The 17312-nt window shown below is 45.7% G+C and carries 16 protein-coding genes; 12 read left to right on the top strand and 4 right to left on the bottom strand.

Annotated elements, in window-relative coordinates; all coding sequences use genetic code 11:
- Positions 1 to 53 precede the first annotated feature (53 nt).
- From rplY to VER99_RS05830, 3 genes are all read left to right on the top strand, one after another.
- Positions 54 to 332 carry a 50S ribosomal protein L25 gene (gene rplY, locus VER99_RS05840; RefSeq protein ID WP_014231543.1) on the top strand — a complete coding sequence of 93 codons (279 nt, stop codon included), beginning with the start codon at positions 54 to 56 and terminating at the stop codon, positions 330 to 332.
- Positions 333 to 835: 503 nt separating this feature from the next.
- Positions 836 to 2539, top strand: coding sequence for a bifunctional UDP-sugar hydrolase/5'-nucleotidase UshA (gene ushA / locus VER99_RS05835; protein WP_020332984.1), 1704 nt, complete (start codon positions 836 to 838; stop codon positions 2537 to 2539).
- 419 nt (positions 2540 to 2958) lie between these two features.
- Positions 2959 to 3186, top strand: coding sequence for a hypothetical protein (locus VER99_RS05830; RefSeq protein WP_014231541.1), 228 nt, complete (start codon positions 2959 to 2961; stop codon positions 3184 to 3186).
- A gap of 99 nt (positions 3187 to 3285) precedes the next feature.
- On the opposite strand, the gene VER99_RS05825 is transcribed toward VER99_RS05830, so the two are convergent.
- Complete coding sequence (locus VER99_RS05825; RefSeq protein WP_020332983.1) at positions 3286 to 3534, bottom strand: DUF1289 domain-containing protein; 249 nt, start codon at positions 3532 to 3534, stop codon at positions 3286 to 3288.
- A gap of 178 nt (positions 3535 to 3712) precedes the next feature.
- Here VER99_RS05825 and VER99_RS05820 point away from each other — a divergent pair, with 178 nt between their 5' ends.
- The 9 genes from VER99_RS05820 (at position 3713) to VER99_RS05780 (ending at position 13918) form a co-directional block, all read left to right on the top strand.
- On the top strand, positions 3713 to 4159 hold the full coding sequence (locus VER99_RS05820) for an META domain-containing protein (protein WP_020332982.1): 447 nt from the start codon (positions 3713 to 3715) through the stop codon (positions 4157 to 4159).
- Positions 4160 to 4520: 361 nt separating this feature from the next.
- The gene (locus VER99_RS05815) at positions 4521 to 5666 is read left to right on the top strand and encodes an ABC transporter substrate-binding protein (RefSeq protein WP_020332981.1); all 1146 of its coding nucleotides are present in this window, start codon (positions 4521 to 4523) and stop codon (positions 5664 to 5666) included.
- Positions 5667 to 5675: 9 nt separating this feature from the next.
- Positions 5676 to 7385 (top strand): ABC transporter permease, encoded by a 1710-nt coding sequence (locus tag VER99_RS05810; RefSeq protein WP_020332980.1) that lies wholly within the window; start codon positions 5676 to 5678, stop codon positions 7383 to 7385.
- The gene (locus VER99_RS05805) at positions 7351 to 7998 is read left to right on the top strand and encodes an ATP-binding cassette domain-containing protein (protein ID WP_020332979.1); all 648 of its coding nucleotides are present in this window, start codon (positions 7351 to 7353) and stop codon (positions 7996 to 7998) included. The genes VER99_RS05810 and VER99_RS05805 overlap by 35 nt, the downstream gene beginning before the upstream one ends.
- The gene (locus VER99_RS05800; protein ID WP_020332978.1) at positions 7991 to 8602 is read left to right on the top strand and encodes a CDP-alcohol phosphatidyltransferase family protein; all 612 of its coding nucleotides are present in this window, start codon (positions 7991 to 7993) and stop codon (positions 8600 to 8602) included. The genes VER99_RS05805 and VER99_RS05800 overlap by 8 nt, the downstream gene beginning before the upstream one ends.
- Before the next feature lie 124 nt (positions 8603 to 8726).
- Complete coding sequence (locus tag VER99_RS05795; protein WP_014231534.1) at positions 8727 to 9203, top strand: outer membrane lipoprotein; 477 nt, start codon at positions 8727 to 8729, stop codon at positions 9201 to 9203.
- Between the two features lie 210 nt (positions 9204 to 9413).
- The gene (norR, locus tag VER99_RS05790) at positions 9414 to 10943 is read left to right on the top strand and encodes a nitric oxide reductase transcriptional regulator NorR (RefSeq protein WP_020332977.1); all 1530 of its coding nucleotides are present in this window, start codon (positions 9414 to 9416) and stop codon (positions 10941 to 10943) included.
- A 174-nt stretch (positions 10944 to 11117) separates the two neighbouring features.
- The gene (hcp, locus tag VER99_RS05785; protein ID WP_020332976.1) at positions 11118 to 12779 is read left to right on the top strand and encodes a hydroxylamine reductase; all 1662 of its coding nucleotides are present in this window, start codon (positions 11118 to 11120) and stop codon (positions 12777 to 12779) included.
- 83 nt (positions 12780 to 12862) lie between these two features.
- On the top strand, positions 12863 to 13918 hold the full coding sequence (locus VER99_RS05780) for an FAD-binding oxidoreductase (protein WP_020332975.1): 1056 nt from the start codon (positions 12863 to 12865) through the stop codon (positions 13916 to 13918).
- A gap of 93 nt (positions 13919 to 14011) precedes the next feature.
- Here VER99_RS05780 and VER99_RS05775 read toward each other — a convergent pair whose 3' ends face one another.
- The 3 genes from VER99_RS05775 to VER99_RS05765 all read right to left on the bottom strand — a co-directional run bounded on the left by VER99_RS05775 (position 14012) and on the right by VER99_RS05765 (position 17246).
- Positions 14012 to 14944 carry a class I SAM-dependent methyltransferase gene (locus tag VER99_RS05775; protein WP_020332974.1) on the bottom strand — a complete coding sequence of 311 codons (933 nt, stop codon included), beginning with the start codon at positions 14942 to 14944 and terminating at the stop codon, positions 14012 to 14014.
- A gap of 30 nt (positions 14945 to 14974) precedes the next feature.
- Positions 14975 to 15667, bottom strand: coding sequence for a TIGR01621 family pseudouridine synthase (locus VER99_RS05770; RefSeq protein WP_020332973.1), 693 nt, complete (start codon positions 15665 to 15667; stop codon positions 14975 to 14977).
- Positions 15668 to 15875: 208 nt separating this feature from the next.
- A complete protein-coding gene (locus VER99_RS05765) occupies positions 15876 to 17246 on the bottom strand; it encodes a sodium-dependent transporter (RefSeq protein ID WP_236614640.1) in 1371 nt (456 codons plus the stop codon).
- Between the last annotated feature and the right edge of the window lie 66 nt (positions 17247 to 17312).

Genomic DNA, 17312 nt, shown 5'->3' with positions numbered 1-17312 from the left:
GTCGCATTGTTGATTGTGAAAACTTTATTTTTACTAATTTGAGAGTAAATACTATGAAATTCGAAGCAGTAGTACGTACTGAACTAGGTAAAGGTGCGAGCCGCCGCCTACGTCACGCTGGCAAATTCCCTGCAGTTGTATACGGCGGTGAAGAAGCAGCAGTAGCTATCGTTCTTAACCACGATGACATCGTAAACCAAATGGACAAGCCTGAGTTCTACGAAGGCATCGTTCTAGTTATCGATGGCAAAGAAGTTAGCGTTAAGCCACAAGACGTTCAACGTCACGCGTTCAAGCCAAAAGTTGAACACATGGACTTCATCCGTATCTAATTCCCTACCAAGGAATTACTCGGATTAAATCCAAACCTTTTGCATAAAAGATAACCGGACTTACCAACCGAACTATCTTAAAAAATTTCAAAGCCCCGGAGACTTACCACCTCCGGGGTTTTACTATTTTGGGCCCTTACTCAGCCTCTGAATAATCAACCGCTACCTTGCCCCTCATAAATCTCACTAACTGTCTGTTTCTTGATTGAGAAAGTTACAGAGAAATACAAAATTTCACTCTTACCTGTTCAATATCTCAAAATATGCACCTGATTCCACACAAATAAAGTGCACTTCTATTAACTCCCTCACAAAAACTGCCTAAAGAAAATACAAATTTAGCGCTAAAAACCGTTTCTGTTTATTTGTAGACAATGCTTGCAGGCTGACTAACTCACTGATTTGATACAAGTATAAATAAGAGCTTGATCACTAAACTTTCATATTATTTCCGTATATTGCACGCCGTAACAATAACAAAATCACAAACAAAGGTTCTACTTATGCAATTTTCCAAATCTCTATTGGTACTTTCAGTAGGCGCGGTTTTAGCAGGATGTGGTTCAGACAGTGACAGCATCTCTATTACTTGTGAAACGGCTGATTCATGTACGAAATTCACTGTTCTTCATACTAACGATAACCATGGTCGCTTTTGGCACAATGATGACGGCGAATACGGCATGGCTGCACGTCACACTTTAATCCAATCTATTCGTGCAGAAGTGGAAGCGAACGGTGGCGAATCCATTCTTCTCTCTGGTGGTGACATCAACACTGGCGTACCAGAGTCAGACATGCAAAATGCAAAACCCGACTTTATCGGCATGAACCTAATCGGCTACGATGCAATGGCGGTCGGCAACCACGAATTTGATAACTCACTAGATATCTTAGATATGCAAGCTGAACTGGCAGACTTCCCTATGCTAGCAGCGAATATCTACAAGAAAGACACTGACGGTAATGTCACCGATGAACGTTACTTTGCTCCGTACAAAGTGTTCACGATTAACGGCCTAAACGTTGCGGTTGTTGGTCTTACGACAAAAGATACGGCAAAGCTGGTTAACCCGGACAACGTAGCGGACATCTACTTCGCAGATCCTCAAGACGAAATTAAGAAAGTTCTTCAAGAAATAAAAGACAACGAAAATGTCGACCTTGTATTCGCAACGACTCACATGGGTCACTATCACGATGGTAACCATGGCAGTGAAGCACCGGGTGATGTACTGCTAGCCCGCTCTATTGAAGAGGGTCAATTGGATGCCATCATCGGTGGCCACTCTCAAAATCCTGTTTGTATGGAGCCAGGCACCAACGAATATGCGGATTTCAATCCGGGTGATGAGTGTACACCAGACCAACAGAATGGCACTTACATCATGCAAGCGCATGAGTGGGGTAAATATGTGGGTCGCGCGGACTTTGAATACTTTGACGGCAAACTGCACCTGGCCAACTACGCTCTTATTCCGGTAAACCTGCTCGATGACAACGATCAAGTGATTGGTGAGTACATTCAGCCAGACGCAACGGTCCAAGATACGCTTCGTACCTATCAGGAGCAAGGACAAGAGCTGCTTGATGTCGTTGTTTCTAACACCGATGGAAAACTGGAAGGCGATCGCAGCGTTGTGCGTTCACAGCAAACGAACCTGGGGCATCTTCTGGGCAAAGCCTACCGAACATACAACCTAGTTAATGCTGACTTTGGCGTGATGAACTCTGGTGGCGTGCGCGACTCAATTCAGGCGGGCGATATCACCTACCGTGACGTCCTTACTGTGCAGCCATTTGGAAACTTCGTAACTAAAGCGACCATGACAGGTCAGGAAGTAAAAGATTACCTAGACGTTGTGGCAACGAAATCTGCAGGATCTGGTGCTTATGCGCAACTGGACAACATCACTCTGGATGTCGATTGTGATGCTGGCTCTGTATCAATCACGGATATTAATGGCAAAGGTTTCGATTTAGCCGCAACTTACACCTTCTCAGTCATTAGCTTCAGTGCCGCTGGCGGTGATGACTACCCTGTAATTGATGTTGAATCGACTCAAATGACCGATGCTTCTGTACTAAGAGAGTTCTTCATAAATAACCCTCAAATATCAGCAGCAGACTACGAGAAGAACTTAGGTAATATTCAGTACTTCAGCAACAGCCAGGCTGTGACAGGTTGTCCAGCAACCAGTAGCTAATTACTGAATTTCATAATTTTTTGTACAGAAGCTAAACGCTTTTACAAGCCGAAGTTTATTTTAAAAAAGCCGGGACGTTTGGGTTCCGGTTTTTTTATTTCCGTAAATTGCTGAAAATTATCCACCTTCACAAACTGTTCAAAAAATGTTCATTTGAGTTGTTGACGCCCCTGTGCTGGGCTTCTATGTTTGATAAGGTCTTTCGAAAATATAGGCTCGTTAATTAGCTTTTCCGAACATTTTAAACGGAAGTGAGAGCGAGTGTTAGAAAGATGGAAATGGCGTTGCAAACACTGCTCTCAAACAATTTGTCTTTGGACTCCAAACTACGGTGACTCGCCTCAACGCGGGCGCCAATGAGCAGCGATTCTAGACGTCAATATGTGTCAAATGCTGCCATCGAGTTCTGGAGGTCAAAAATGAAACGAGCCAGCAATAGCTACCGACTTCAAATGATAAAGGAAGTGGTTACCCGTAGAGAACGAGAAGCCTGTACGGATCCTATGGCGAAATACATCCACAGATTGATGGATGAAAATCCAACGAGCAAATTAGATGTTGAACTTAATCATCGATTTGCTGGAAATCACTTCGACGAACAAGCAGGAGGTTGGGTTAGCGATACTTGGTCCATGAAAATGAAGTAGCGCCAGATGCCTGTTTTACGGAGCATAATGTGGATAGGAGCTTCCCGGCTCACAAGACGTTAATGCGGGCCGGGAATAAACACATTAAAGCCCATCTTTTTAAAATAAATCTTGTTGCGGTGAAACATCTTCTTTTGGCTGTTCAGCCTTCCCCTTCCCTGCTAACAGTTTTCTTCTGTACCGTTGACGGCATAACTTGATCACATGAAGCTGCTGAGCAGGTGTGTACTTCTGCCAGTTAAATCGTTCTTCTCGCTTACGCATACACCCTTTGCAGTAGCCTTTTTCATCAGCGCTACAAATGCCAACACAAGGGCTCGGGACGCTAAAAAACTCCAATTGCTCCATGCTAAAACCGTTCTTTAATTGTGAATGTCAAAAACCACTCAAATACAACAATACATTGCTGTTATCTGGCGGTAAACTGCGTTATGTCACGCTTATACGAAACTATTACCGTATGCTGACAAAAAACAGTGTTTTATTAATTACACTTCTTTTCGTTTTTTATAACGGAGTCTATTAAATGAAGCTTAGTCTAAAAACGTTAGTTGCTGCAATCTCCCTTCCTGTTCTGATGACAGCATGTGCAAGCAACGGTGATAATGTGAAAAAAATAACGGCTCAAGACTTACAGCACCACAATTGGGAGCTGGTTCAAATCGATGGTAAGAACATCGAACTTAACGAACGTCAAAAAGCACCTCGCCTGGAAATTGGTGAAAACCTCACAGCTAACGGTAATGCTGGCTGTAATAATTTCTTTGGTCAGGCTGAACTAAAAGATAATCAACTACGCATTGAAAAGATGGGCATGACCATGAAAATGTGTATTGGTGACATCATGAACGTAGAACAAGCGATGTCATCGACATTATCTGACTGGAGTGACATCACGCTAACTAAAGATGGCTTAGTTCTTAAAAACTCTGAGCATGAATTGACATTTACACTTCGTGACTGGATGAACTAATCCAATACAACGCGTAAGTTAGAAAGCAGCCTATCACGGCTGCTTTTTTGCTTTCAGCCGCTCAACGTCCTCTTGTCCCCTGCATGAAAACCAATCGATGTTCGACATTAATACATTCATCTGAAAGAATTTATTACATCGCACGGTCTCTCTTTTCTTGAAATAACATTCACGTACTCACGCTATATTTTCTCTAATTGACCTCACATTGATCGTAATTCTATTAGTCAATGGCGTTAACCCTACGGGCATTCACGTTGATAATAATAATAGATAGCTTACTATCCATGTAAGGGATTGAATTTTATAAGCCTTATTGCACTCATCGAAGTAAAACAAATTGATATAAATCGGATAATGTATGAATAAGCTACTAAGCACCATCGGGATTTTAGCTACGGCTTTTGCTACCAACACGTTTGCCGAAGACTGGCAGTCCATAGAAAATCAAGCTGACGGTCAAACCGTTTACTTTCACGCTTGGGGAGGCTCTCAAGAGATCAACCGCTATATCCAGTGGGCGGGTAAGGAGCTCAAGTCTCGCTACAATGTGACGCTCAACCATGTCAAAGTCACCGATATATCTGAAACTACCACTCGATTGATCGCAGAAAAAGCCGCAGGCAAGAATACCGGGGGCAGTGTAGATATGGTTTGGATCAACGGTGAAAACTTCAAGTCGATGAAGGACAACCAACTGCTATATGGTCCGTTTGTTGATGCTTTGCCAAACTGGCAATACGTAGACAAAACGCTCCCTGTTGATGTGGATTTTTCTGAGCCGACCGATGGACTTGAAGCGCCGTGGGGCGTGGGTCAGTTAGTCTTCATTCATGATACGGAGAATTTGAATAACCCTCCTCACTCTTTTGCAGAAATGCTCAGTTATGCCAATGCGTTTCCCAACCGTCTGACGTACCCTCGCCCACCCGAATTCCACGGTACCAGTTTCATCAAAGCGCTATTGATCGAGCTGACCAACAACGATCCCGCATTGCAGAAACCAGTCAACGCGGAGACATTTGAGCAAGTTACGCAGCCGCTATGGCAATACTTAGATAAGTTCCACAAAGTAGCCTGGCGTGGTGGTAAACAATTCCCAGCAGGCACTGCGGAAACGTTGCAGTTACTCGACGATGGTCAGATTGATTTAGCCATTACATTCAACCCAAATGCCGTTTTTTCTGCCCAGTCGAGCGGTACCCTTGCTGAAACGACTAAGGCTTATGCGATGGATGCTGGCGCGCTTTCCAATATTCACTTTCTGGCCATTCCGTGGAATGCAAACGCCAATGCCGGTGCGCAAGTTGCGATAAACTTCTTACTAAGCCCTGAGGCGCAGTCTCGTAAAGGCGATATTAATATTTGGGGTGATCCTTCCGTACTAAGCAGTGAGTATTTGACGGGTACGGCAAAGAATACGCAGCAATTTAAATCGATTAATGAACCACACCCAAGCTGGCAAAACGCGCTAGAGCAAGCGTGGTTAAAACGTTACGGGAATTAGTACGAACAAATGTTAAGAGCGCTGTATCTCGTTATTATCGCAGTTTGTATTTTGCCCACCATCCCCGGCCTGCTAGGGGTGGTGGTTTCTGCGCTCGGCTATGTCCCACCTATCGGTCTGACCCAGTTCTCGTTAAATGGCTTTGCTGCTGTATTTGGTTGGCAAGGGGTCTGGACCTCTATCGGACTCACGCTCTACTCTGCTATTTTCAGCAGTTATTTAGCGTGCGTACTCACTTTCGCTATTTTGCAATCAGCTTGGAACAGCAGATTCTGGCGAAAAATAGAGGTTTTCCTCTCGCCACTACTTGCGATGCCGCATGTCGCTTTCGCAATTGGCTTTGCTTTTTTGTTTGCTCCGACAGGCTTGGGCGTTCGTGTGGCGACTCAGTTCTTTGGTTTCGACCCAAACGCACAAACCGTTGATGACTTAGCGTTGCTGATTAAAGACCCGCATGCGCTTGGTTTAATCATCATGCTGGCAATCAAAGAGACGCCTTTTCTACTGCTGATGAGCATTCCAATCTTGCAGCAACTCAATGTTGATAAAATTGAAAAAGTCAGCCATTCAATGGGCTACAGTACAACCCAGACTTGGTGGAAGTGCATTTTCCCGCAGTGGTTAGCTAAACTCAGGTTCCCAATGCTGGCCGTGATTGCTTATAGTTTATCGGTTGTCGATATCGCACTCATCATTGGCCCAACCAATCCACCAACTTTCGCTGTATTGGTTTGGCAGTGGTTTAATGACCCCGATTTAGCACTTTGGCCAAGAGCGGCCTCGGGTGCAGTGATTTTATTTGCTATTGCTACTGGGTTGATTGGCTTAACTCGTTTTGTCGAATGGTTAGTCACAAAGGGCTTTAAACGTTGGCAATACTCTGGACGATCTGGACTCAAACTGCCCGGAAAAGTGCTGTTTTCTCTGATCACATTACTTACTTTTGTCATCGTACCTTTGATGGTGCTGTGGAGTTTTGCTCAACGTTGGCGATTTCCGGATCTCTTACCCAGTCGTTACACCCTACGCTTTTGGCAATATGAGTGGGAGAGTATTTTAGGCACGATAGAGCAAAGTATCACAATCGCCGTGATCAGCGCGTCCATTGCTCTAATCCTGGCGTTAATTGCTCACGAATATAAGCTTCGCTATCGCTGGCAGGTTCCGGATTACGTCATTGCTGTCCCTATGCTTATCCCGCAATTGTCGGTACTTTTTGGCATACAGGTCGCGACTTTGTATTTCAACAGCAATGCCTACTTTTTCTGGGTTTGCTGGGCACATGTTTTCTTCGCCTTCCCGTTTGTCTACTTATCGCTGGACGGCCCTTGGCGCAGCTTCAACAACGGCTTAACTCGTGTCGCCCTCAGTTTGGGGAAAACACCACTACAAACCTGGCTAAAAGTAAAACTGCCCATCCTGCTGCCTGCCATTGTTTTCGCCTGGGCTGTGGGTATCAGCGTCAGCTTAGCGCAATACCTGCCAACGCTGGTGCTTGGCGCGGGTCGAATCAGTACAATCACAACGGAAGCCGTGGCACTTTCCAGTGGCTTCGACCGTCGGGTTACGGCAATTTACGCGATTTGCCAGGCGTTGCTGCCATTAATGTTCTTCTCTTTTGCTATTTTGCTTAGCCGTTTAAATGGTAAATATCACCGACTTTCAATGAAAGGTTTACTAAACCATGAGTCTTTGTCTCAAAAACCTCACCATCCGTAAAAACAATGGCGACACACTTTTCTCCGGATTTACTATCACCGTAGAGAAAGGCGAAATTGTTACCCTGATGGGACCAAGCGGCTGTGGTAAATCTACTCTGTTAGATGCCATTGCCGGACATCTCTCTAACGAGTTCCATTATTCGGGTTCCGTGACACTCAACGATGCAACGCTTGACCGACTTCCTGCGCACAAGCGCAAAGTCGGCATCCTGTTTCAGGATGATATGCTGTTCCCTCACCTGACGATATGGGAGAACCTGGCCTTCGCACTACCAAATGCCATCAAAGGAAACACAAGAAAAGAAAGCGCGATGCAAGCCTTGAAGAATATTTCCTTAATCAAAATTGCAAACTCCTTCCCCGACCAAGTTTCAGGTGGTCAACGAGCACGTATTGCACTGACACGCATGTTGCTCGCACAACCTAAAGCCGCACTTTTGGATGAGCCTTTTAGTAAGCTCGATAAAGACCTGAGAGTGCAATTTCGCAACTGGGTGGTTGAGCAACTTCAACAAGCCAATATCCCGACGATAATGGTCACCCACGATGAAGATGACATTCCCGAAGGTAGTCGCTGTATAACTTGGCCATGGGAGACAGAGAATGCTTGATCGTTTCAGTATCAAAGTCATCAGATGGCCATTGACTCAAAGTGCGCAATTCGTCGACAAGTTTGGCATCACGGCTAATCAAACCACCCTATTTGGTTTTGCTGTTGGCTGCTTAGCTGTACCAGCCCTGATCACAGAACATTATTTAACAGCGCTGCTGTTCATTCTGCTTAATCGATTTTGTGATGGACTGGATGGTGCCTTGGCGAGAATTCAGGGGATTACCGACGCTGGCGGCTTTCTCGATATCAGCTTAGACTTTCTGTTTTATTCACTGATCCCTTTCGGGTTTGTGCTTGCGAATCCGGAACAAAATGCCATTGCAGGTGCTTTCTTAATTTTCTCGTTTGTCGGAACGGGTAGTAGCTTCTTGGCATTTGCGATAATGGCCAGTAAACAGGGTATCGATAATCCGGTTTATAAACACAAATCACTCTACTATATGAGTGGCTTGACTGAAGGCACTGAAACCATAGGAGCCTTCATCGCATTTTGTATCTTCCCGCAACATTTCGCACTGATTGCCTATCTATTTGGTGCGGCCTGCTGGTTTACTACCTTCACACGTATCTATTCCGGTTTTCATACGCTCAAAGACAATTAACACCGTTTGAGAATGCAAATTCCCTCAGGGTCAATTATGGTTAAGTCGCTGTTTTATAGAAACTCTCAGCACATACTAAAATAGGGTATATACTCTTTGAGTATCAAAGCCATTTGGAGGTTATATGAAAAAATACGTCAAGCTAGGCATGTTGCTTACATTTTCCGTAATCGCATTAGGAGGCTGTACCTCTCCTAACCCTTACGGTGATGCATATGGCTCGGCAGACACTCGAAAAGTTCAGCAGGTTTACTACGGAACGGTGGAAAAAGTTGAACCAGTGACCATTGATGCCTCCACGCAATCCAATGCCATCGGGACAATCGCTGGTGCCGCAATTGGTGGTATATTAGGCTCTAAAGTCGGTGGTGGCTCAGGCTCTGATATCGCAGCCATTGGTGGTGGCTTATTAGGTGGCTATGCAGGTAGTAAAACCGCCGAAGCAACCGCGAAGCGAAACGGCGTCAACCTAACCATTCGCATGGAAGATGGAAAAATCATCTCTATCGTTCAAGAAGCGAACCCAAACATGATATTCCAGCCGGGTCAGGCGGTACAAATCAACATGTATGGTAGCGAAGCAAGGGTCGTACCTCGTTAATCCGGGCTCATGGAATAGGAGTCATACCTCCGAACTCTCGACTCGAATTCAGAATCCGCGCAAGCATACTTAATAACGTTATGCTTGCGCGTTTCTTTTGAGATCAAACTTGATCGTCGTCAATGGAACATCAAACTTCTGATGTTTTCGATGTGAAAATGACATCAAATTGCTAGCATCAGCCCTTTCCAGATAACTTTTGGGCTTGATATGACTCCTACTGTTGACCACGTACTCCTCAATATCGCATTAAACCTCAGCTCTAATCGCTCCCATGAGCAACAGTACCAAAGTCTTATTGATGGTGTGGCACAAGTATTTCCATGCGATGCTACCTGCCTGTTTATTTTTGATGAAGATGGCTTCCTCACACCTGTTGCAGCGAAAGGGCTATCAAGCTCGGTATTAGGTCGTCGTTACTTTCCCAAAGCCCACCCTCGACTCGAAGCCATCATTCAGAGCAGAGATCCTGTTCGGTTCGATGCCCACTGTCCACTACCCGATCCATTTGACGGCACACTGTTAACCGAAGACCAATGTATTGATGTTCACGATTGCATGGGATTTAGCTTGTATGTGGAAGGTCAACTCGTTGGCGCCCTGACGATGGATGCGTTAGCAGTAGGTGCGTTTGATGATATCGACCCCGTTGCTATCGAAACCTTTGCGGCTTTAACCGCAGCAACGCTACGTAACATCGCTCAATTGAAAGCGCTCAAAACTCAAAACCAAAAGCAGAAAAATGTTACTCAAACGCTTATCCAGCAAGCTCGTTCACAAAAAGGAGAGATGATTGGATTGAGTCCGCAAATCACTCAACTACGTAACAACATCGCCACGGTAGCTCAATCTGATTATGCAGTTCTGATTACAGGTGAAACGGGGACGGGTAAAGAGCTGGTCGCGCATTCTGTTCATGCACAATCCCACCGCAGCGATAAGCCAATGATCTACGTGAACTGTGCTGCCCTACCTGAAGGGCTGGCTGAAAGCGAACTGTTTGGTCATGTCAAAGGCGCATTTACCGGTGCCAATAGCCACCGCGCCGGTAAATTTGAACTGGCCGATGGCGGAACGATTTTCCTTGATGAAGTGGGCGAACTGCCTTTGATTTTGCAGGCAAAACTGCTGCGCGTCATTCAGCAAGGTGAACTTCAGCGTGTGGGTAGTGACCAGCATTTGATGGTTAACGTTCGCATTATCGCTGCAACCAATCGACAACTGGAAAAAGAGGTCGAAGCTGGTACATTTCGCGCAGACCTTTTCCACCGTTTAAATGTATTCCCAATTCTAGTGCCGCCACTGCGTGCTCGTGACGGTGACATTCCTGTTTTAGCGGGATATCTTCTTGAAAAAGTACGCCAACAATTTAACGCACCTAATTTACACGTTCATCCTAAGGTATTGACTCAACTAGAATCTTTACCTTGGTACGGGAACGTCCGTGAGCTCGAACACACCTTAACTCGAGCGGCTTTGCACGCAATTCAACAAACTGCTAGCACAATCATGCTGAGCCATTTTGACACCTCGCTTGCACTTGATGATGTAAAAAACACATCACACTACCTGCCAAAAGAAAGTCAGCCCATGCGAGAGTTAGTCGAAGGCTATCAGCGTGATTTGATTGAACATGCTTTAAACCAAACTGGTAGAGTTTGGGCAAAAGCAGCGGAGTTTTTACAAATGGATCGCGGTAACTTATATCGAATGGGTAAAAAATTTGGGATCAATAAATAGGCACACCTAACAATGCGATGTAATTAAGACATCAAACGCGTTGTCTTAATTACATCACCCCGATCCTTGAAGACAAACAAAATCTATAATAATCAATAAGATAAAAACTGGCACGCATTCTGCTCTCTAGTGGTCATCATCACGACTATTAAAACAAACACTGGAGAACCCAATATGTTCTGTATTCAATGTGAACAGACAATTCAAACCCCTGCTGTTAAAGGTTGTTCTTTTGCACAAGGTATGTGCGGTAAAACATCTGAAGTATCTGACCTGCAAGACGTGTTGGTTTACACACTACAAGGGGTTTCTTTTTGGGCATCAAAAGCACTTGAATTTAACATCATTAACGATGAAATCAATCAATGGGCACCAAGAGCATTCTTCTCTACACTGACTAACGTAAACTTCGACCCTGAACGTATCCTTGAGCTAACATCTCAAGCCGCGAATTACAAAGCACTGCTTAAAGAGCAAGTAATGTCTGCTGCGACTTTGTCAGACACCAACCTTACTGACATTCCTGCCGTTGCCAACTTCGAGCTACCAAACAGCGCTGAAGCTATCCTGGAATTTGCTCCTCAAGTCGCGGTTAACCGTGGTAAAGACCAAGTGCATGAAGACGTGATTGGTTTGCGTCTACTTTGCCTGTACGGTCTTAAAGGTGCGGCTGCGTATATGGAACACGCACGCGTACTTGAACAAACCAACAACGACATCTACGCCGAATATCATGAAATCATGGCGTGGTTAGGTACCGACCCGGAAGATCTTGGTGCACTGCTCGATTGCTCAATGCGCATTGGTTTGATGAACTACAAAGTAATGGAAATGCTAGACCAAGGTGAAACGACGACCTTTGGTCATCCAGAACCAACAACGGTTAACGTCAAGCCAGTAAAAGGCAAATGTATTCTGGTATCTGGCCACGATTTACATGACCTGGAAAAGATTCTGCAACAAACAGAAGGCAAAGGCATCAACGTTTACACCAACGGTGAAATGCTACCTGCACACGGCTACCCTGAGCTTAAGAAATACCCTCACCTGGTGGGTAACTACGGTAGCGCCTGGCAAAACCAACAGAAAGAATTTGCGAACTTCCCTGGCGCAATCGTGATGACATCAAACTGCCTGTTGAACCCAAATGTGGGTCAATACGCAGACCGCTTATTCACACGTAGTATTGTTGGCTGGCCTGGTGTGGCTCACATCGAAGGCGATGACTTCAGCCAAGTGATTGAATGTGCACTCGCGCAAGACGGTTTCCAACATGATGAAATCGAACACCACATCACGGTTGGTTTCGGTCGCAATGCACTGATGAACGCCGCGCCTGCGGTTATCGACCAAGTGAAACAAGGCAACATCAAGCACTTCTTCCTGGTAGGCGGTTGTGACGGCGATAAAGCAGAGCGCAGCTACTACACCGACTTCACGGCAGAAGCACCTGAAGATACGCTAATCCTGACGTTGGCGTGTGGTAAGTTCCGCTTTAACAAAAATACGTTCGGCGATATCAACGGCATCCCTCGACTGTTAGATGTAGGCCAATGCAACGATGCGTACTCAGCAATCCAGCTTGCTCTGGCACTGGCGAAAGAGTTTGACTGTGACATTAATGAACTGCCACTCACTCTTGTGCTTTCCTGGTTCGAGCAAAAAGCGATCGTTATCTTGCTAACGTTGTTCGCTCTGGGCGTGAAAGGCATTTACACCGGTCCTACTGCACCGGCTTTCCTAACACCAAACCTAATCGCAATCATCCAAGAGAAGTTCGATATGCGCAGCATTGGCAATGTTCAGGATGACCTAAAAGCTATTCTGGCAGCCTAAGAGACCGCTCGCTATGCGCCTCCTAATCTGGGGGTGCTTTTATAATCTAAGATTTTGAACTCGCTCCAACCAAAGAGATTGATATGTTTTTTGAATGGCAAGGCAACCAACCCGTCACGCTCCGTTGTATCGACAAATATTTCGAAACACACGATACCGTCAGCATCAAGTTGGCCGAATTAACCGAATCACTTCTGTTTCAATTTAAACCCGGTCAGTTTATCAACCTGGGTGTCGAAATTGATGGAAAATTGGAGTTTCGTGCCTATTCAATCAGCTCTGTTAATGAAGACGATCACCTTCAACTCACCATCAAACGTGTAGCTAGCGGTAAAGTATCGAACTACATCGTTGACTCGCTGCTGCTCGGTGATACCGTTCAAGCATTACCACCAGCGGGCGAATTTAACTGCATTGACCACCCACCCGTTTTACGTGATGGCGAAACAAAAGCCTTGCTTATCAGTGCTGGTTGCGGCGTCACGCCAGTATTTTCGATGGCAAAACACTGGTTGAGTAATCAGGGTGAGAATGACATCGATATGGATATTGAATTTCTTCATATCGCGCGTAGCCCAGAAGAGACGATTTACTACGATCAGCTAGAAACGTTCGGTGCCGTGTATCCCAATTTCCATTTGAAGCTGTTGCTGAAGAACAGCGAAGGAACGTTGCATCCGCAAGGTCGCTTGAACGCCGACTGGCTGCAAACGCTCGTCCCTGATTTTAAGCAACGCACGGTTTACCTCTGTGGCCCAAGCCAGTTCATGCAAGATGTTCACGGATACTTGAGCGAACTCGGTTTTGACATGGCAAACTTCTATCAAGAGAGCTTTACGCCAGCAGCTACGGAACCTTCAGCGGTATCAGATGAAACCGCCAGTGTCTCCGTGCCTGACTTTGCTCAAACCATTGATGCTCAAAAAGGTCAGGTATTGGCAGATGTTCTTGAAGGTGCGGGCTTACCTCTCATCATCGCATGTCGAAGTGGCATATGTGGGTCTTGCAAGTGCAAAGTTCGTAAAGGCAGCGTCTCTTCCACCAGCCTAGAAACATTGACGCAAGAAGAAATTGAACAAGGCTATGTACTCGCCTGCTCATCAACCATTGAAGCAGATCTTGAAGTGCAGATTGGTTAATTTTCCAAATACAAAAAAGCGCCGCGATACGTCTTTTTAGATGTTTCGCGGTGCTTTTTGTTTAATTTTTCTTCTATTGCGACAGAGAGTTTTTTAGCTGAATAGCAACACTTTCAATGCCGCTTCGCTGTCCACGTCCGTAAACTCTGGCGGGTTATCCAGACGCTCGCGGAACGTCAGTTGTGGCGCTTCTTCTTGCATGCTTTCAATCAAGAAATCACTGGTCACTGATGGTGAGTTCACACACGCCATCACTTGACCGCCTTCTGCCAACAAATCAGGCAATCGACGCAGAATCTTTTTGTAGTCTTTGGTCAGTGCAAAGCTGCCTTTCTGGAACGAAGGCGGGTCAATGATGATCATATCGTACGGGCCAGATTTCTTAATTTTGCCCCACGACTTAAAGATGTCATGCCCCATAAAGCTGACTTGGTTTGTGTTGTGACCATTTAGCTTATGGTTCTCGCGCCCTTTAGACAGCGACGCTTTCGCCATGTCTACGTTTACGACTTTATCTGCGCCACCCGCAATGGCAGCGACAGAAAAGCCACAGGTATAAGCAAACAAGTTAAGCACGTTTTTATGCTTGGCATTTTCGCGTACCCAATCGCGACCGTAACGCATGTCCAAAAACAGACCAAAGTTTTGGTTGCGGCCAATATCCAACTGGTATTTCAAACCGCTTTCTTCAACGACGGGGCGAGCATCTAAGTCCCCAACAAGCACTTCTGAAGGTGCGCCATCGGCATAACGGTGCTGAAGTACCATTGTACGGCCTTGTTTACTTGCCCACAGATCTGATTCAGCTAACGCATTGAGGCCACTTTTCAATTCAGCGAGAAACGCGTCGTCGACTTCTTTGAATAAGTTAATGATCAACTGACCTTGTAACCAGTCGCAAGTGATTTGCTCTAGACCTTCAAAACGACGGCCACGGCCGTGAAACAGTCGACGAATTTCATTCGGAGCTTGCGCGAGCTCGGTTTCCAGATGCTGAAAAAACAGCGAAAGTTGTGATGCTTGCATCGAATTCTCTTATTAATTTCTTTGTGACGGTTATTTGATCGTAGGCCAGTTCAGTTCCCATGGGGAAAGCCAGCTATCCAAGCCTTGAGAGACGATTTCACTGTGCCATTTGCTGCCAAGGGCTTCATAATCTCTCGGATCGCAGACAAAGCGATATTGCTCATCATGATATTGGAAGCAAAGTGAGAAGGCATGCAGATAACCGCGATCAGCTTCGTTACCCGCATTATAAATTGGATCGCCAACAATACCTGAGCCAACCGATTTTAATGCCACGCGGATTTGGTGCGTTTTACCAGTGTGTGGCTTACACAAAAATAGGCGCTCCCCGGGTTCTGCGGCAAGGGAGAAAAACTGTGTTATCGCAGGATTATGCTTGCTGTTTACCAGCTTCCATGATGAACGGCGTGAACGTTCCATATCGCCAATCACCAAACCTTGTTTCTTTTTCGGCTTTTTCAAGCCAATCGCCAGATAGAATTTTTCCACTTGTCGATTAGCAAAGGCTTGAGACAAGACGCTGGCGGCTTTGGCGTTGCGTCCGAGGAGCAGAATACCCGACGTCATTTTATCCAACCGATGGATGAGATATAGCTGCTCATCCCCACTCTGCTTCGCCACTTCTTGCAGCAGCATAGTGTCACCATCGTCTTTGTGAACGGAGACGTTGGGATGCTTGTTGATGATCAGAAAATCTGGATGGGTATGTAGAATATCGAACATAAAAACCTAGCTCCACGTTTGGAGCCAGAAGTATACCGATTCTGATTGATTAGGCGAGCTTAAACTGCCCATTCCGCTTTCCCTCCCCCTAGCTTACGCTCTAAAAGTTAACGTGTGTAAGCCAACCACAAATTATCAAGTCAGTAGGAATCAGAATCTGGAATAAAAAAGGGAGCCGACATGGCTCCCTTTTTAAAGATGTGACGGTTTACAGCTTCTTCGAGAAGATAGCTGCCAGGCCGATAGTCACGATACCGAGTACCATGATTTCACCTTTACCACTGTCAAATCCTGATTTGATGCCCATGAAAGCAACAATTGCAATCGCGACTGGAATAACGTACTTCACTAGGTTGTACCATAGCCCAAATAGTGGGAAAGATACTTCACCATCATTCGTGATTTCTTTCTCAAGCTCATCACGCTTGAGTCTCCAGCCAGCAAAGATACACAGCAACATACCACCAACAGCCATGAAGATTTTGTCAGTCAGTAGGTCGAAGATATCGAATGCACCAGTACCAAACAGTGTTGGACCCATTCCGCCCAGTGACAAAGAAGCGAATACACACAATATTGCCATTACCGAGCTTGCTGAAAGCACCGCTTTTGAACGCTTCATACCTTTTTCATCGATTAGGTAAGAAACCACAACTTCAAGCAGTGAAACCGAAGACGTTAATGCAGCCGCAGTCAGACCAACAAAGAACATAATCGCAAACAGGAAGCCGATTAGACCGCCCATTTCAGCGAACAGTTGTGGAACGACAACAAACACCAGACCTGGGCCTGCTGCTGGCTCAATACCGAAAGCAAACATTGCCGGGAACATTGCAATACCCGCAAGAATTGCGACGCCCGTATCCATTGCTGTAATCATGCCAGTGGTTTGAACCACGTTTTCTTTCTTCTTCAGGTAAGAGCCGTAAGTAATCATACAACCCATACCCAAACTTAGTGAGAAGAACGCCTGCCCGAGCGCAGCAAGTACCACACTGCTGTTGACTTCAGAGAAGTCTGGCATGTACAAGAACTCAACGCCTGCCATTGCACCTGGTAGCATCAGACCTTTTATTGATACGACGATCAAAATAAGGAATAGCAGTGGCATCAGAACTTTACCTGCTTTCTCGATACCGCCAGAAATACCTTTCATAACAATGAAGATATTCATGAACAGGTAAAGCGCCATCCAAATCAGAGGCTGGATAGGGTCAGAGATAAAAGCTCCAAAGCTATCACCGATAGCGTCAGGAGTACTCAGCAAGCCCGAGCCCACCTTAAAGATGTAAGCCAGAGCCCAGCCGCCAACAACAGGGTAGAAACCCATGATTAGCAGGCCACTCAGTACGCCCATTACGCCTGTAAACGTCCAGCGGCGATCGGTTGATTTAAATGCACCAACAGCAGCTCGACCTGTTTTTCGACCAACGGCAAATTCGGTTAGCATTACGCTAAAGCCAATAAAGATGACGAAGATTAGGTAAATGGCAACAAATGCGCCACCGCCACCCTCTCCCGCCGTGTAAGGAAATTTCCATATATTACCTAAGCCGACAGCGGAACCCGCTGCAGCCATAACGAAGCCTAATTTAGACCCCCACGTATCACGTGGTGCTGTATTAGTTGTAGCCACGCTTTTTCT

Origin of the sequence: Vibrio natriegens NBRC 15636 = ATCC 14048 = DSM 759 (genome assembly GCF_035621455.1) — a bacterium.
GTDB classification, from domain to species: Bacteria; Pseudomonadota; Gammaproteobacteria; order Enterobacterales; family Vibrionaceae; genus Vibrio; species Vibrio natriegens.
This window is presented reverse-complemented; position numbering and strand designations above follow the sequence as displayed.

Bases quoted from the DNA above. Each gene is read 5' to 3' on its own strand.
- VER99_RS05795 (WP_014231534.1), top strand. From the start codon at position 8,727: ATGAAAAAATACGTCAAGCTAGGCATGTTGCTTACATTTTCCGTAATC.
- VER99_RS05800 (WP_020332978.1), top strand. From the start codon at position 7,991: ATGCTTGATCGTTTCAGTATCAAAGTCATCAGATGGCCATTGACTCAA.
- VER99_RS05810 (WP_020332980.1), top strand. From the start codon at position 5,676: ATGTTAAGAGCGCTGTATCTCGTTATTATCGCAGTTTGTATTTTGCCC.
- VER99_RS05805 (WP_020332979.1), top strand. From the start codon at position 7,351: ATGAGTCTTTGTCTCAAAAACCTCACCATCCGTAAAAACAATGGCGAC.
- VER99_RS05765 (WP_236614640.1), bottom strand. From the start codon at position 17,246: ATGGCTGCAGCGGGTTCCGCTGTCGGCTTAGGTAATATATGGAAATTT.
- norR (WP_020332977.1), top strand. From the start codon at position 9,414: ATGACTCCTACTGTTGACCACGTACTCCTCAATATCGCATTAAACCTC.
- VER99_RS05820 (WP_020332982.1), top strand. From the start codon at position 3,713: ATGAAGCTTAGTCTAAAAACGTTAGTTGCTGCAATCTCCCTTCCTGTT.
- VER99_RS05775 (WP_020332974.1), bottom strand. From the start codon at position 14,944: ATGCAAGCATCACAACTTTCGCTGTTTTTTCAGCATCTGGAAACCGAG.
- rplY (WP_014231543.1), top strand. From the start codon at position 54: ATGAAATTCGAAGCAGTAGTACGTACTGAACTAGGTAAAGGTGCGAGC.
- VER99_RS05825 (WP_020332983.1), bottom strand. From the start codon at position 3,534: ATGGAGCAATTGGAGTTTTTTAGCGTCCCGAGCCCTTGTGTTGGCATT.
- VER99_RS05780 (WP_020332975.1), top strand. From the start codon at position 12,863: ATGTTTTTTGAATGGCAAGGCAACCAACCCGTCACGCTCCGTTGTATC.
- VER99_RS05815 (WP_020332981.1), top strand. From the start codon at position 4,521: ATGAATAAGCTACTAAGCACCATCGGGATTTTAGCTACGGCTTTTGCT.
- hcp (WP_020332976.1), top strand. From the start codon at position 11,118: ATGTTCTGTATTCAATGTGAACAGACAATTCAAACCCCTGCTGTTAAA.
- VER99_RS05770 (WP_020332973.1), bottom strand. From the start codon at position 15,667: ATGTTCGATATTCTACATACCCATCCAGATTTTCTGATCATCAACAAG.
- ushA (WP_020332984.1), top strand. From the start codon at position 836: ATGCAATTTTCCAAATCTCTATTGGTACTTTCAGTAGGCGCGGTTTTA.
- VER99_RS05830 (WP_014231541.1), top strand. From the start codon at position 2,959: ATGAAACGAGCCAGCAATAGCTACCGACTTCAAATGATAAAGGAAGTG.